The 15,388-nt window shown below is 70.0% G+C and carries 15 protein-coding genes; 9 read left to right on the plus strand and 6 right to left on the minus strand.

The genetic code is table 11. The features are described 5' to 3' along the window. Position 1 precedes the first annotated feature (1 nt). Positions 2-874 carry a signal recognition particle-docking protein FtsY gene (gene ftsY, locus AB2L57_RS10005; protein WP_292812785.1) on the plus strand — a complete coding sequence of 291 codons (873 nt, stop codon included), beginning with the start codon at positions 2-4 and terminating at the stop codon, positions 872-874. A gap of 82 nt (positions 875-956) precedes the next feature. Beyond that, entirely contained in the window at positions 957-1,460 is a 504-nt protein-coding gene (locus AB2L57_RS10010; protein WP_292812787.1) for a DUF2004 domain-containing protein, read from the plus strand. A 107-nt stretch (positions 1,461-1,567) separates the two neighbouring features. Here the strand turns inward: AB2L57_RS10010 and lipA are convergent, their stop codons facing one another. Together lipA and lipB are read right to left on the minus strand one after the other, a co-directional pair. Next, positions 1,568-2,557 (minus strand): lipoyl synthase, encoded by a 990-nt coding sequence (lipA, locus tag AB2L57_RS10015; protein ID WP_409046990.1) that lies wholly within the window; start codon positions 2,555-2,557, stop codon positions 1,568-1,570. Further along, a complete protein-coding gene (gene lipB / locus AB2L57_RS10020; protein WP_409046991.1) occupies positions 2,554-3,204 on the minus strand; it encodes a lipoyl(octanoyl) transferase LipB in 651 nt (216 codons plus the stop codon). Before lipB ends, lipA begins: the two co-directional genes overlap by 4 nt. An 85-nt stretch (positions 3,205-3,289) precedes the next feature. Here lipB and AB2L57_RS10025 point away from each other — a divergent pair, with 85 nt between their 5' ends. The 3 genes from AB2L57_RS10025 (at position 3,290) to AB2L57_RS10035 (ending at position 6,544) form a co-directional block, all read left to right on the plus strand. Beyond that, a complete protein-coding gene (locus AB2L57_RS10025; RefSeq protein WP_409046992.1) occupies positions 3,290-3,880 on the plus strand; it encodes a TetR/AcrR family transcriptional regulator in 591 nt (196 codons plus the stop codon). 37 nt (positions 3,881-3,917) lie between these two features. After that, positions 3,918-5,486, plus strand: coding sequence for a signal recognition particle protein (gene ffh, locus AB2L57_RS10030; protein WP_409046993.1), 1,569 nt, complete (start codon positions 3,918-3,920; stop codon positions 5,484-5,486). Positions 5,487-5,686: 200 nt separating this feature from the next. After that, positions 5,687-6,544 (plus strand): endonuclease domain-containing protein, encoded by an 858-nt coding sequence (locus AB2L57_RS10035; RefSeq protein WP_409046994.1) that lies wholly within the window; start codon positions 5,687-5,689, stop codon positions 6,542-6,544. Between the two features lie 126 nt (positions 6,545-6,670). Here AB2L57_RS10035 and AB2L57_RS10040 read toward each other — a convergent pair whose 3' ends face one another. Then, a complete protein-coding gene (locus AB2L57_RS10040; RefSeq protein WP_409046995.1) occupies positions 6,671-7,849 on the minus strand; it encodes a glutamate--cysteine ligase in 1,179 nt (392 codons plus the stop codon). 206 nt (positions 7,850-8,055) lie between these two features. Between AB2L57_RS10040 and rpsP the strand changes: the two genes are divergently transcribed. The 3 genes from rpsP to rimM are packed head-to-tail and all read left to right on the plus strand — an operon-like array spanning position 8,056 to position 9,405. Continuing rightward, positions 8,056-8,478 carry a 30S ribosomal protein S16 gene (rpsP, locus tag AB2L57_RS10045; protein ID WP_292810762.1) on the plus strand — a complete coding sequence of 141 codons (423 nt, stop codon included), beginning with the start codon at positions 8,056-8,058 and terminating at the stop codon, positions 8,476-8,478. Between the two features lie 4 nt (positions 8,479-8,482). Beyond that, positions 8,483-8,713, plus strand: coding sequence for an RNA-binding protein (locus AB2L57_RS10050; protein ID WP_292810760.1), 231 nt, complete (start codon positions 8,483-8,485; stop codon positions 8,711-8,713). Between the two features lie 20 nt (positions 8,714-8,733). Then, on the plus strand, positions 8,734-9,405 hold the full coding sequence (gene rimM / locus AB2L57_RS10055; protein WP_409046996.1) for a ribosome maturation factor RimM: 672 nt from the start codon (positions 8,734-8,736) through the stop codon (positions 9,403-9,405). A gap of 12 nt (positions 9,406-9,417) precedes the next feature. Here the strand turns inward: rimM and AB2L57_RS10060 are convergent, their stop codons facing one another. From AB2L57_RS10060 to AB2L57_RS10070, 3 genes are read right to left on the minus strand one after another with little or no spacing between them, the layout of a single operon-like run. Further along, positions 9,418-11,550: a molybdopterin oxidoreductase family protein gene (locus AB2L57_RS10060; RefSeq protein ID WP_409046997.1), complete on the minus strand. Its 2,133-nt coding sequence runs from the start codon at positions 11,548-11,550 to the stop codon at positions 9,418-9,420. After that, positions 11,547-13,112 (minus strand): FAD-dependent oxidoreductase, encoded by a 1,566-nt coding sequence (locus AB2L57_RS10065; protein WP_409046998.1) that lies wholly within the window; start codon positions 13,110-13,112, stop codon positions 11,547-11,549. The genes AB2L57_RS10060 and AB2L57_RS10065 overlap by 4 nt, the downstream gene beginning before the upstream one ends. Positions 13,113-13,117: 5 nt before the next feature. Continuing rightward, complete coding sequence (locus AB2L57_RS10070; protein WP_409046999.1) at positions 13,118-14,539, minus strand: MFS transporter; 1,422 nt, start codon at positions 14,537-14,539, stop codon at positions 13,118-13,120. 165 nt (positions 14,540-14,704) lie between these two features. Here AB2L57_RS10070 and trmD point away from each other — a divergent pair, with 165 nt between their 5' ends. Beyond that, positions 14,705-15,382 (plus strand): tRNA (guanosine(37)-N1)-methyltransferase TrmD, encoded by a 678-nt coding sequence (gene trmD / locus AB2L57_RS10075; RefSeq protein WP_409048612.1) that lies wholly within the window; start codon positions 14,705-14,707, stop codon positions 15,380-15,382. Positions 15,383-15,388: the final 6 nt, after the last annotated feature.

The raw sequence follows: 15,388 nt of genomic DNA on the forward strand, positions 1-15,388 counted from the left end.
CATGGCGGAGAATTCCTGGTCGCTCGGTCGCGCGCTGCGCGGCATGTTCGTCAAGCCGACCATCGACGAGACGACGTGGGACGACCTCGAGACCGCCCTCATCCAGGCCGACTTCGGGCCAGACATCACCGAGCGCATCGTCGACGAGCTGCGTGAGAAGGTCGAGCGGTTCCGCACGACCGATCCCAAGGATCTGCAGCGGATGCTGCGCGAGACGCTCGAGGAGCACTTCGCGCGTTTCGACACCACCCTCCGGTTGACCGAGCGACCCGCCGTCGTGCTCGTCGTGGGGGTCAACGGCGTAGGCAAGACGACGACGATCGGCAAGTTCGCGAAGTTCCTGCAGCGGTACGGCCGCTCCGTCGTCGTCGGAGCCGCAGACACCTTCCGCGCGGCCGCCGTCGACCAGCTCGCGACGTGGGCCGAGCGTGGCGGAGCCGCGATCGTGCGCCCGCAGCAGCAGGGTCAGGATCCGGCATCCGTCGCTTTCCAGACCATCGAGTACGCCCAGCGCACGGGCACCGAGATCGTGCTGGTCGACACGGCGGGGCGACTGCACACCAAGGGCGGTTTGATGGACGAGCTCGGCAAGATCCGGCGCGTCATCGAGAAGCAGGCACCGATCAGCGAGGTGCTGCTCGTGCTTGATGCGACGACGGGCCAGAACGGCGTGATGCAGGCGCAGGCGTTCCTCGAGCACGCGGGGGTGACGGGTCTGGTGATCACCAAGCTCGATGGCTCGGCCAAGGGCGGGTTCGTGCTCGCGGTGCAGGAGCGCACCGGGATTCCCGTGAAGCTGCTCGGCCAGGGCGAGGGCATCGGAGATCTCACGGGCTTCACCCCGCACGTCTTCGCCCAGGCCCTGGTCGGCTGAGCGCCCCCGATCCGCGGGCGCAATCGCGCCGCGCCGCGCGGCGGGCTACCGCGAGGCGCCCCGACGGTGGTTGCATGGAGTCATGACGATCGAGCACGACTTCTTCGGACTCCTCGAGTCCGGGCCCGATGGGTCGATCTTCTGGTCCGAGAACATCGAGTTCGGAGACCAGTCGGTGACCGTCGATCTGACCGCGCCCGATCAGGACGATGTGTCCTCGGCGGCTCTCGACGTCGCCGCGGCGATGGTGTCGGCGCTCGAGAACATCGATCGTCGCGCGCGAGATGCGATGCTCGCCCAGTTCGACGACCGCACGAGCGAGGTCACCGAATACGTGCTTCACCAGCAGCAGACACTCGGCGCCGACGAGCTCGAGGAGATGCTTGCCGATGTGTCGGGCGACATCGCGGTCGACGTCATCCGCTCGCTGCAGCTGATGAGCATGACGATCCTCGCCGACGAGCTCGGCAGCGGTGATCCTTTCGCCGTGCTCGAGTACGCGCTCGACCCGGACGCCACCGATGACGTGCTGCTGGTCAATCTCGCGAGCGATGGCGAGATCCAGTCGGTGACCAGCGCGGAGTAGCGCCGTCACGCGCGCTAACGGAGGAGATCCCGGGTTCGGAGGATGCTGCGGCGCATTGCGATCCTCCGAAGTGGAGATCTCCTCCCGAGCGGGGAACCGAGCCGATCTCAGACCGCCTGCGCGAAGCCCTGGTCGACACCCTCGGCGATGTGTGACAGGTGCGCGGGGATCTCGCGTCCCTTCGAGACCATCGACTGCGCCCAGAGGCGCCCCGCACGATAGGACGAACGCACGAGGGGCCCGGCGAGCACGCCGAGGAAGCCGATGCGCTCCGCCTCATCCTTGAACTCCACGAACTCCTCGGGCTTGACCCAGCGGGCCACCGGCAGATGCCGAGGGGTCGGGCGCAGATACTGCGTGATCGTGATGATGTCGGTCCCCGCGTCGTGCAGGTCCTGCAGCGCCTGCACGACCTCCTCCGGCTCCTCGCCCATGCCGAGGATGAGGTTGGACTTGGTGATCAGGCCCGCCGCGCGCGCCTGGGTCAGCACGTCTAGGGAGCGCTCGTAGCGGAATGCGGGACGGATCCGCTTGAAGATGCGGGGCACCGTCTCGACGTTGTGCGCGAACACCTCGGGGCGGGAAGAGAACACCTCGGCGAGCAGGTCGGGATTGCCGCTGAAGTCGGTTGCGAGGATCTCGACGCCCGTGTTCGGGTTCATCTCGTGGATCCTGCGGACCGTCTCGGCATGCAGCCAGGCGCCTTCATCGGGCAGGTCGTCGCGGGCGACGCCGGTCACCGTCGCATAGCGCAGGTTCATGCGCACGACGCTCTCGGCGACGCGACGCGGCTCGTCCGTGTCGTAGTCCGCCGGTTTCCCGGTGTCGATCTGGCAGAAGTCGCAGCGGCGCGTGCACTGGGAGCCGCCGATGAGGAATGTGGCCTCGCGGTCCTCCCAGCACTCGAAGATGTTGGGGCAGCCCGCCTCCTGGCACACCGTGTGCAGGTCCTCGGTCTTGACCAGGGAGTGCAGGGCCGTGTACTCGGGTCCCATCTTGGCCTTGGTCTTGATCCACTCGGGCTTGCGCTCGATCGGCGTCTCGGCGTTGCGCACCTCGAGACGAAGCAGCTTGCGACCCTCCGGGACGGCGCTCATGCGGCCATTCCCGCGGGGGTGCCGGCGTAGGCGGCGTCGAAGGCCGCGGCGACCTCGTCGACGATGGCGGTCGGCGAGACATCCGCGCCGAGGATCTCGCTGAGCGTCGTGACCCCCGCATCCGCGATCCCGCAGGGGATGATCTGGCGAAAGCCCGCCAGGGAGTTGTCGCAGTTCAGCGCGAAGCCGTGCATCGTCACGCCGCGCTGCACGCGCACGCCGATCGCGGCGACCTTGTCTTCGGAGAGGGGGCGGCGCACCCACACGCCGCTGCGACCGTCCACGCGATACCCGTCGACTCCCCGCTCCCGGAGGACGTCGATGAGGATGCCCTCGAGCCGCCGCACGTGGGCGACGACGTCGACCGGCTCCGGCAGTCGCACGATGGGATAGCCCACCAGCTGACCCGGGCCGTGCCAGGTGATCTTGCCGCCGCGGTCGACGTCGACGACGGGCGTGCCGTCGACGGGGCGTTCGGCGGGTTCGGTGCGTTTGCCGGCCGTATAGACCGCCTCGTGCTCGAGGAGCAGCAGGGTGTCGGGGCGCTCGCCTCCGACGACCTCGCTGTGGATGCGCCGCTGCAGCTCCCACCCCTCGAGGTAGGGGACGTAGTCGGGGCTGAGGCCGACCTTCTGGATCTCGAGCACGTGCGCTCCTCGCTTGTGGCGACTTGATGGACCGCGTCCAACAATACGCCCGCGCGGGCGTGTACGGCGTCGTAGGGTGTGTGACATGTCGACGGATGCTGCCGCTGGGCGCTCGGGCAGGCCACGGGCGTCCTCGCGCGAGGTCCTGGCCGAGGCCGCGTGCGAGCTCTTCCTCGAGCGGGGCTACGAGGCCACCTCGATCGCCGACATCACGCGCCGCGCGGGCGTGAGCCGCTCGAGCTTCTTCAACTACTTCACCTCGAAGGCCGATGTGCTCTGGGGTGGGCTGGACGAGCGCATCGAGGCGTTCGTGACATGCCTGGCCACGGCGCACACGGCCGACGCCGACGCCGATGTGCGCTCCGCGCTCGTCGCGATGGCGGAGGGCTTCGCGCCCGACAGCCTGGCGCTCGCGCTGCTCAACGCCCGACAGATGGGGCTGAGTGACGAGCTCGCGCGCGAGGCGTCCGTGCGTCACGCGCGGATCGCCCGACCCGTCGCGACGCGACTGCGCGCGGCGGGGGCCGACGATCTGCGCGCCGCGGTCGTCGCCGCGGCATACGGGGGTGCCGTGCTCGCGGCCATCGAGGAATGGGCGCGGCACGAGCCGGGTCGCACGCCGCTCGTCGTGGTCCTCGGCCGGGCCCTCGATGTGCTGGGCTTCTCCGCGGGCTGATCGGCGACAGCATCCGCTCGCGTAAACTCGGGGGATCATGGCTACCTTCGGCACCCTCTCCGATCGTCTCACCGAGACCTTCCGCAACCTTCGCAAGAAGGGCCAGCTCACCCCCGCGGATGTCGACGGCACCGTCCGCGAGATCCGGCGCGCACTGCTCGACGCCGACGTTGCGCTGACGGTCGTCAAGGAGTTCACCGGCCGGGTGCGCGAGCGTGCACTGGGCGACGAGGTCAACCGCGCCCTCAACCCCGCGCAGCAGGTCGTGCAGATCGTCAACGAGGAGCTCGTGGGTATCCTCGGGGGTCAGCAGCGTCGTCTGCAGTTCGCCAAGACCGCCCCGACGGTGATCATGCTCGCGGGCCTGCAGGGCTCGGGAAAGACGACCTTCGCCGGCAAGCTCGCCAAGCAGCTCGAGAAGGAGGGGCACACGCCCCTGCTCGTCGCCGCCGACCTGCAGCGACCCAACGCCGTGAACCAGCTGCAGGTCGTCGCCCAGCAGGCCGGTGCCGCGATCTACGCCCCCCAGCCGGGCAACGGCACCGGCGACCCCGTCCGCGTCGCCCGCGACGGCGTCGAGACGGCGCGCCGGCAGCAGCACGACGTGGTGATCATCGACACGGCCGGTCGCCTGGGTGTGGATGCCGAACTCATGAAGCAGGCCGCCGACATCCGCCGCGCGACCGACCCCGACGAGGTGCTCTTCGTCATCGACGCGATGATCGGCCAGGACGCCGTCAACACGGCCAAGGCGTTCCAGGAGGGTGTGGATTTCACAGGCGTCGTGCTGTCCAAGCTCGACGGCGATGCCCGAGGCGGCGCCGCGCTCTCGGTCGCCTCCGTCACCGGCCGGCCCATCATCTACGCCTCCACGGGTGAGGGCCTCGACGACCTCGAGCCCTTCCACCCCGACCGCATGGCTTCACGGATCCTCGACCTCGGCGACATCCTGACCCTCATCGAGCAGGCGCAGCAGGCGTTCGACGAGCAGGAGGCGATGAAGGTCGCTGAGAAGCTCGCGACCGAGAGCTTCACGCTCGAGGACTTCCTCGAGCAGATGCAGCAGATGAAGAAGATGGGCTCGATGAAGAAGATGCTCGGCATGCTGCCGGGCATGGGCCAGATGAAGCAGCAGCTGGAGAACTTCGACGAGCGCGAGATCGATCGCACCGAGGCGATCATCCGGTCGATGACACCGGGGGAGCGTCGCAACCCGAAGGTGCTCAACGGATCGCGGCGCCTGCGCATCGCCCGCGGCTCGGGCATGACCGTCACCGACGTCAACCAGCTCGTGCAGCGGTTCGATCAGGCGGCCAAGATGATGAAGACCGTCGCACGCGGCGGCATGCCGCAGATCCCGGGAATGGGTCCCGTCGCCGGCGGGCACGGCGGCGGCAAGCGCGGCAAGCAGCAGAAGGCCAAGGCAGGCTCTCGGTCGGGCAACCCCGCCAAGCGCGCCGCCGAGAACTCCGGCATCGCGGCCAAGGCACCCAGCGCTCCCACGGGCTCGGGGTTCGGCCTCGGCGGTGCGCTGCCCGGCGGCGACGCGTCGCAGCCGAGTGAGGCAGATCTGGCGCAGATCCAGAAGCTCTTCGGCAAGGGCTGAGCGACAGCATCCCGCGTCTTCTCCGGCACGTGTGCCGCGAGAACAGGAGGCGGGGCGAGAACAGGACGACCTGAGCTCGATCATCCTGTTCCGGGCTCATCGCCTGTCGCGGGCCCTCCCCACCCCGCGGATTTCGGATGCGCTCCACTGATCCGCGATCGGCGCACGGGCAGACGCAACGCCGCCGGCACTGTGGCCGGATGATGTCGGTCCAGAGCGCCCCCGCAGATTTTCTCGATTGGCTCCGTGTGCGGGGAGGTGTCGCGCATTCACGGGATGCTGTCGCCGCAGGCTACTCCGGCCGCCAGATGGCCGCGGCGGTCGCGGGCGGCGCGGCGGTGCGCGTGCGACGGTCGTGGCTGCTCCTGCCCGGCACGGACCCCGGGGTGCGACGCGCGGTCGCGGCGGGTGGACGACTGACCTGCGTCTCCGCGGCGGCCAAGAGTGGCCTCTGGGTGCCTGCCCACGACACCACTCACGTCGCTGTCGACGCGCGCTCCTCGCGCCATGACCGCACCGACCTCGTGCTGCACTGGAGCTCCGGCCCGGTGCCGACGGGCGCGACTCAGAGTGAGGATCCCATCGTCAATGTGCTGTTCCACATCGCCCGCTGCCTGCCCGCGGCGGGCGCCCTCACCGTCTGGGAGTCGGCGATCCGCAACAAGGTTGTGAGCGTGGGCCACCTGCGGCGCGTCAGATGGGGCAGCACCCGCGCGCGGGTGGTGTGCGCAGCGGCATCGTCACTGTCGGACTCCGGCATCGAGACGATCTTCGTCGCGATCATGCGGGCGGTGGGCGTACGGGTCGTTCAGCAGGTGCGCATCGAGGGGCATGCGGTCGATGGGCTGATCGGCGAGCGGCTCGTCATCCAGATCGACGGGTTCGCCCATCACCGCGGGGCTCCCGACCGCCGGCGCGACATCGCGCACGACGCGCGCCTCGCGCTGCGCGGATATACCGTGCTCCGGTTCGACTACGCCCAGGTGATGTTCGAACCGGAGTACGTGCGCGACACGGTGCTCGCGGCGATCGCTCAGGGCCTGCATCTGGGCCGGTGAGGGCCCGTGCCGAAACCCTCGCGGAGGGACGTCACGAGAACAGGCGACGGGCCGAGAACAGGACCGGTCGCGCGCAGGGACCCTGTTTTCGGCGCCGCTCCTGTACTCAGCACGCCGCTGCTGTGTTCAGGCCGCCGGGATGCCGTCTCCCACGCCCGCGAGGTGTTCGCGCAGGGTCGGGCCCGCACGGAACTCGCGGATCAGGTGCTGCACGACGGCCCGGAGATCGCCATCCGCGGCGTCGGCGACGAGGAGCTGACGGGTGGAGCTGGCCCCCTGCTCGAGGATCGTCTGCAGCCCCGCGAACTCCCGTGCGCAGTGCAGCTCGGCCGCGATCGGCGCCAGGCGCTCGATCGTCTGCGCCAGATGCTCGCTGACCGGCACCTGGGTGCCCTCGCGGTCGGTGATGACCCTCGCGCCCAGACCGTACCGGGCGGCACGCCACTTGTTCTCGCGCACGAACCACGGCTGGATCGTGGGCAGCTCACGCCCGGCGTCCAGTTCGCGGGAGAAATGCTCGACGAGCGTCTGCGTGAGCGCCGCCACCGCCGCGAGCTCGGGGAGGGTCGACATCCCGTCGCACGCGCGCACCTCGATCGTGCCCCAGCGCGGTGCGGGACGGATGTCCCAGCGCACCTCGGTCGCGTCCTCCATCACACCCGTCCGCACCATGTCCTCGAGGTAGTCCTCGTACTCCGCCCAGGTCTGCAGCGGCCAGGGCAGGCCCGCCGTCGGCAGCTGCTGGAACACCAGCGCCCTGTTGGACGCGTAGCCCGTACGCTCTCCGGCCCAGTAGGGGCTGGACGCCGAAAGCGCCTGCAGATGCGGAAGGTAGACGGCGAGGGCGTTGACGATCGGGAGCACCTTGTCGACGTCTTCGACGCCGATGTGGACGTGGATGCCCCAGATCATCATGTTGCGTCCCCACCACTGGGTGCGCTCGATGAGGGTGTGGTAGCGGGTCTTGTCGGTCACGCTCTGCTCGTACCACTGCGCGAAAGGGTGACTGCCCGCGCACAGCAGCTCGATGCCGAGGGGGTCGGTGACGGTACGCACCGCGCGGATCGCGTCGGCGATGTCATCGACCGCGGCCTCGACGGTGTCGCCGACGCCGCTGGTGACCTCGATCGTGTTCGTCAGCAGCTCTTCGGTGACGGTGAAGCGTTCGAGGGCGGTCGGCTCGGCGAGAGCGGAGATGACCTCGCCCGCGCGTCCCACCAGGTCGCCGCTCGCGCCGTCGGCGAGCATGAGCTCCCACTCGATGCCCACGCTGGAGCGGGCCGAGGAATGGAACGTCACTGTCATGCGCACAGTCTGACACGACCCGTTCCGGGTGCAGGGGAGCGTCATCTGGTTCGCGGTACGTGCTCTCGTCTGGCAGAATGGTGGGTCGGGTCCGGCGCTCGACCCTCTATCCAGCGCCAGGTCCTCCCTATTGAGCTTCCGCCGGGTGTGCACCCCACTCTCCAGGCGATCGGTTCGTCTTCCATTGCTACACATTCAGGAGAATCGTGGCTGTCAAGATCCGCCTCAAGCGCATGGGCAAGATCCGTGCGCCGTACTACCGCATCGTCGTCGCCGACTCGCGCACCAAGCGCGATGGCCGTGTCATCGAAGAGATCGGCAAGTACCACCCCACCGAGGAGCCCTCGCTCATCGAGGTCGACTCCGACCGTGCCCAGTACTGGCTCGGCGTCGGCGCGCAGCCGACCGAGCAGGTGCTCGCGCTGCTCAAGCTGACCGGCGACTGGGGCCAGTTCAAGGGCGACAAGAACGCCGTCTCGACCGTCAAGGTCGCCGAGCCCAAGGCTGCTTTCCAGCCCGACGCCTCGAAGAAGACGGTGCTCGTGCCCAAGGCCGAGAAGAAGGCCGCGCCCGCCGAGGACGCCGCTGCGGCCGACGCCGACGCCGCCGACTCGACGGACGCCGAGTAAGACCTTGCTCGCCGCCGCACTCGAACACCTCGTCAAGGGCATCGTCGACCATCCCGACGATGTGCGCATCGAGGCCGTCACCTCTTCTCGCGGAGAGGTGCTCGAGGTGCGTGTGCACCCCGATGACCGCGGTCGTGTGATCGGGCGCGGCGGACGCAACGCCAAGGCACTGCGCACGCTGGTGGCTGCCCTCGCGGGCGGCCGCCGCGTGCGCGTCGACGTCGCGGACGACTGATGGCCGAGGGCAGCGGCCCGATGAAGGCCGAACCCCCCAAGGGGGCGAAGACTCAGTTGCGCGTCGGCCGTCTGGTCAAGGCGCACGGGCTCAAGGGCGCCCTCAAGCTCGAGCTGTACACCGACGATCCCGAGGGCCGTTTCACACCCGGCGCGACCTTCACCCTCCAGGTTCCCGAGTCCTCTCCCTGGCACGGCAAGCCGCTGACGGTGCGCGAGTTCCGCTGGATGAACACTCATCCGGTCGCGTTCTTCGAGGGCGTCGACGACCGCACGGGCGCCGAGAGTTTGGTCAAGGCCATCCTCTGGATCGATGCGGATGCCGCCGCCGAGCCCGCGGAGGACGACGCCTGGTACGACCACCAGCTGGTCGGGCTCGACGTCGAACGCGACGGCTCCGTCGTGGGGCGTGTCGTCCGGGTCGATCACTTTCCCGCACAGGACCTGCTCATCGTCCGTGTGCACGATGCCGCGGGTGAGCGCGAGGTCATGGTGCCCTTCGTCGCCGCTCTCGTGCCCGAGGTCGACATCGCGGCGGGCCGCGTTCGCGTGACGCCGCCCGAGGGACTGTTCGAAGACCTCGCCGGCGATGAGGACGAGCCCGTAGAGGTCGAGACTGCCGAGACTGCGGACGAAACCCGGGTCGCCGCAACCGAGGCGCGCGAAAGCTCAGACGGGCCCGACACCGTCTGATCCCGGCCGCCGCTACAGCGGCACGGGTTCGACGCGAACGATCGCGGTCTTGAACTCGGGCATCGCCGAGATCGGGTCGACCGCGTCGCTGGTGAGCAGATTCGCGCTCTCGGCATCGGCGAAGTGGAACGGCAGGAACACCGTGTCCGGGCGGATGTCGGCACTCATGCCCACGATGGCATCCACTGTCCCGCGGGGATTCGACACCCGCACGACGTCGCCTTCCGTGAGGCCGCGGTCGGCTGCCGTGACGGGATGCATCTGAGCCACGATGCGCGGGTGGGCGTCGTTCAGCTCGGCGACCCGTCGTGTCTGAGCCCCGCTCTGGTAGTGCTCGAGCAGCCGGCCCGTGATGAGGGTGAGCTCGTCCGCGGCCGCCGTCGGCACGTCGGATCGGCGCCGCACGGCGACGAGGCGGGCACGTCCGTCGGGGTGCGCAAAACCGTCCGCGAAAAGTCGGGGTGTGCCGGTCGTGCCGACCGCGAAGGGCCAGTAGGCGGCATCCCCCCGCTCGTTCATCTCGTCGAGCATGTCGTGGCTCAGGGCGGAGTAATCCGCGAGACCGCCGGCCGACGCGCGGGCCAGCTCATCGAAAACCTCGGCGGGATCGAGACTCCACACGCCCGGTGCATCGAGGCGTCGCGCGAGCTCGGCCATGATCCACAGCTCGCTGCGTGCACCCTCGGGCGCGGCCAGCGCCCGCCGACGCCGCAGCACGCGGCCCTCGAGGTTGGTCATCGTGCCCTCCTCCTCGGCCCACTGCAGCACGGGCAGCACGAGGTCGGCGAGATGCGCGGTCTCGCTCAGCACGAAGTCGCACACCACGAGCAGGTCGAGACGGGCGAGGGCGTCACGCGCGGTCTGCGCGTTCGGCGCCGAGACGACCACATTGGACCCGTGCACGAGCAGCGCCTTGACGCCCTCGTCGGTGCCGGCGGACTGCAGCAGCTGCACGGCGGGCACCCCCGGCCCCGGGATGAGGTCCGGATCCACGCCCCACACGCCCGCCACGTGCGCGCGCGCTTCGGGGTCTGTGATCTTGCGGTACCCGGGCAGCTGATCCGCCTTCTGCCCGTGCTCGCGGCCGCCCTGTCCGTTGCCCTGGCCCGTCAGGGTGCCGTACCCGCTGCCCCGGGTGCCGGGAAGCCCCAGGAGCAGCGCCAGGTTGATCGCGGCCGTCGCCGTGTCGGTGCCGTCCGCGTGCTGTTCGACCCCGCGTCCCGTCAGGATGTAGGTCGAGCGACCCTCGGCCAGCCGCCGGGCGAGGGTGCGCAGCGTCGGCGCCGGAACGCCCGTCGACTGCTGCACGCGTTCGGGCCACCATGACGCCACCGATGCCCGCAGCGCGGACAGACCCGTCGTGCGCGCGGCGACGTAGTCGGCGTCGTAGAGGCGCTCGGCGAGGACGATGTGCGAGAGCCCCAGCAGCAGCGGCAGGTCACTGCCGGGCACCGGCTGGATGTGCAGGCCCCCACCGTCATCGGTCAGACGAGCAGTGCTGCTGCGCCGCGGATCGACGACGAGCAGGCCGCCTGCCGCGCGCGCTCCCTGCAGGTGCGACACGAAGGGCGGCATCGTGTCGCCCACGTTCGATCCCAGCAGCAGCACCGTGTCGGCCGTGTCGAGGTCCGAAAGCGGAAACGGCAGGCCCCGGTCGATGCCGAAAGCGCGGGTGGATGCTGCCGCCGCAGACGACATGCAGAAGCGTCCGTTGTAGTCGATCCGCGAGGTCCGCAGCGCGATGCGGGCGAACTTGCCGAGTTGGTAGGCCTTCTCGTTCGTGAGGCCGCCGCCGCCGAAGACGCCGATGGCGTCGGGACCGTGCTCGGCCTGCAGCTCCCGGAGCCGGGCGGCCAGGCTGTCAAGAGCCGCCTCCCAGGAGGTTTCGTGGAGCTGACCGTCGTCACCGCGGGCAAGCGGCACCGTCAGACGGTCGGGCACGGCGAGCAGTTCGGCCGAGGTCCAGCCCTTCTTGCACAGGCCGCCGCGATTGGTGGGGAACTCTCGCCCCGACACCTGCACCGGCAGCCTCTCTCCGGGGGAGGGATCGAGGGTCATCGCGCACTGCAGCGCGCAGTACGGGCAGTGGGTGGAGATTCCGGTGGCTGGTCGAGGAAGCGCGCCCGCGAGATCCGGCGTACTCATGCGGGTGTCGCCTCGAGCGTGCCGGACGCGGTCAGCATCTCGGCGATCCGGGACCGGCAGCCTCCGCACCCCGTGCCCGCGCGGGTGCAGCGTCCGATTTCGGGGACGCTGGCGCAGCCATCGGCGATCGCGTCCTCGATGGCACCCGCGGTCACGGCGTTGCAGACGCACACGGTCGCCTCTCGTCCGCTCGCCCGCGGGGCGAGGTCCTCGACCGCGTCGAGGCGCAGCAGAAGCGAACGGTCGGAGGGCAGCTCTGCCTGCCGCGCGAACAGCACACCCAGCTCGGCGGCCGTGCGCGGCATCCCGACGCTGACGAAGCCGGTCAGCACACCCTCCCGCGTCACCATCTTGGTGTACGTGCCGTGCTCGGGGTCGGCCCAGAGCGCGACCCCCGGCGCGACCTCGCCACGGGGAACGGGCGTGAACGGATCGGGGGACACATCACCCGCCGACACGAGGTCGACGCCCTCGGCCTTCAGCAGCACGACGCCCGGAGCGTCGTCGGCGAAGGGGCCGATGTCGATGCCGTCGATCTCGGCGTTCAGCGCCCGAGCGAGCCACTCCGCCTGGCGCCAGCCCGGACCGATGAGCCCCGCGGGTCCGCCGGGGACGACCTGATCGTGCAGGTGGGCCTCGGCGTCGCCGATGTGCGCGCAGTCGCCGATGGCGTGGATGCGCGGGTCGGTCCAGGAGCGCAGGCGGTCATCGACGAGCACACCGCCGCCCACACGCAGGCCCGCATCGCGGGCCAGCTCGGCACGGGCGCTCACGCCGCAGGAGAGCACCAGCAGATCCGCCTCGATGCGCTTGCCGTCCGAGCTGACGAGGGCCTCGAACCGCCGCACGCCGCGCTCGTCCGGCCGCGCCACGATCGCCTCGGCGCGCGTGTGCGGCACGACGTGCACCCCCGCGCGCTCGAGTGCCGCGCCCAGCACCGAGGCCGCGCCGCGATCGAGCTGGCGCGGCATCGGGATCGGGCCGAAGTGGGCAACGGTGGGCTGTGCACCCGCCCGGGCCAGCAGCAGCGCCAGTTCGATGCCGAGTACGCCCGCACCGAGCACGACGACGCGTCCGCCGCCGGCGACGACCGCTCGCACACGCTCGGCATCGTCGGCGGTGCGCAGCACGCAGACGCCCTCCGTGAGCGCGTCGTCGAGGCCGTCGGAGACGGCGGCGAACCGCTCGAGGCCGTCGAGGACGGGCACGTTCGCCCGCGCTCCCGTCGCCAGCACGAGGCGGTCGTAATCGACTCGTCCGCCCGACGAGAGATGGACGATGCGCGCCTCCGGATCGATCCCGGTCGCCCGGACGCCGCGCAGGACCGTCGCCCCGGCAACCGTCAACTCGGTGGATTCGAGGATCGTCAGGTCGTCGCGGGTGACCTCGTGCGCCGCGTACTCCGCCACCAGCACCCGGTTGTAGGGATCGTCCCGCTCCGCGCCGACGACGGTCAGGGAGATCCTGCCGGCGGTTATCGCCGGGAGGATCTCCTCGGCGAAGCGCGCACCGACGGGGCCGAAGCCGACGAGCACGACGCGAAGCGGGACGGGGGCGCTCATCCGGGTCAGATCCTCTGTCCGGCGAGCGCCCGACGCGGGATCACGTAGGCGAAGACGGTGATCAGCAGTAGGGCGACGTAGGCGGCGACGAAGCCGTAGAAGGCCGCGGCGTAGCCGCCCGTCGTCAGCTGCGAGGCGTTCAGGATCTGCGGGATCACGAACCCACCGTAGGCCCCGATGGCCGAGATCAGACCCAGAGCCGCGGCGGCCTTGCGCTGCATGCCCATGCTGCCGTGAGCGGCGCCGCGGGCGATGCCCCGGGCGGCGAACACGTTCGGGATCATGCGGTACGTCGAACCGTTGCCGATACCGGTGGCCGCGAAGAGCACGAGGAAGCACCCGAGGAACACGGCGAAGTTGCGCAGCGGCAGCGTCCAGACGAGGGCGAGGGCGCCGAGGGCCATCACCGCGAAAGCGGCCACCGTGATGCGCGCACCGCCGAATCGGTCGGCGAGCCTGCCGCCGTAGGGACGGGCGAGGGAGCCCACGAGCGCCCCCAGGAAGGCCAGCGTGATCGCGGCCTGTCCCACCTGGAAGGTCGCGAACTCGGGAAACTGGTCGGCGATCAGCTTGGGGAAGACGCTGGCGAATCCGATGAACGAACCGAAGGTGCCGATGTACAGCAGCGACATCAGCCAGAGGTGCGGCTCGCGCAGGGCCGCGGCGGAGCCCGCGACGTCGGCCTTGGCGTTGGAGAGGTTGTCCATGTAGCGCCACGCACCCCAGATCGCGATCAGGATGAGCGGGATCCACATCCAGCCCGCGAGGGAGATGTTCAGCGTGGCCCCGGCGCCGATGGTGACGGCGATCGGCACGGCGAACTGTGCCACCGAGGTGCCGAGGTTGCCGCCCGCCGCGTTCAACCCGAGGGCCCAGCCCTTCTCCTTCTGCGGGAAGAAGTAGGTGATGTTGGCCATGGAACTGGCGAAGTTGCCACCGCCGAAACCGGCCAGGGCCGCCACGAGCAGAAGGACGCCGAACGGGGTGTCGGGGTTGCCGACGACGATCCCCAGAAGGGTCGCCGGGATCAGCAGCAGCGCGGCCGACACGATGGTCCAGTTGCGGCCGCCGAACCGCGCCACCATGAAGGTGTAGGGGAAGCGCATCGTGGCACCCACGAGGCTCGGCAGCGAGATGAGCCAGAACGACTGCGAACTGGTCAGGTCGAAGCCCGCGGCGGGCAGCATGACCACGACGATGCTCCACAGCTGCCAGACGATGAAGCCCAGGAACTCGGCGAAGATCGACCAGCCGAGGTTGCGTCGGGCGATGCCGCGACCCTCGCCCTGCCAGAAGTCGGTGTTCTCGGGGTCGTAGCCGTCGACCCAGCGCCCGGCGCGGCGGGTGAGGACGACGGGGGTGGTGCCTGAGGTGGTGCGGGCACCGGCATCGCTGCCGGCGGGTGCGGTCTGCACGGTCGTGGACATCAGGTCTCCTCGGGGAACGTGTGCTTCGACGTTACGGACGCCGTGTTTCGCGTCGCCTGCCGCGGGGGTTACCGCTGCGTCACTTCTCCGTCACGCAGGGACATCGGGCGCGGTTAGGCCGCCGTCACATGCTCGAAACATGAACGGATGCCTAGACTCGATCCCGTGCGCATCGACATCGTGACGATCTTCCCGGCGTTCTTCGATGTGCTGGATGTCTCCCTCATCGGCAAGGCGCGCGATCGCGGGATCCTCGATCTCCGTGTGCACGACCTCCGTCAGTGGACCAGCGACCGTCACCGCACCGTCGATGACACGCCTTACGGCGGCGGCGCGGGCATGGTGATGAAGCCCGAGCCCTGGGGCGACGCGCTGGATGCGGTGCTGGGGCCCGATGCACTGCTGCTGGTGCCGTCCCCGGCGGGCGAGGTGTTCACGCAGCGAATGGCCCGGGAGCTTGCGGGCGAGAAGCAGCTGGTCTTCGCGTGCGGTCGCTACGAGGGCATCGACCACCGTGTCATCGAGCACTACGCCGAGCGCGGGCGCGTGCGTCTGGTCAGCCTCGGCGACTACGTTCTCAACGGCGGCGAGGTCGCGGCGATGGCGGTGATCGAGGCGGTCTCGCGCCTGATCCCGGGCGTGGTGGGAAACCCGGAGAGCCTGGTCGAGGAATCGCACGAGGACGGTCTCCTGGAGTACCCGAGCTACACCAAGCCGGCGACCTGGCGAGGACACGAGGTGCCTCCGGTCCTGCTCAGCGGCAACCACGCCGCGATCGCCGGGTGGCGACGGGAGCAGAGCCTCGAGCGCACCCGCGTGCAGCGACCCGATCTGCTGCCCTGACGGCGC

The organism is Microbacterium sp. HA-8 (assembly GCF_046111165.1).
Classification (GTDB): domain Bacteria; phylum Actinomycetota; class Actinomycetes; order Actinomycetales; family Microbacteriaceae; genus Microbacterium.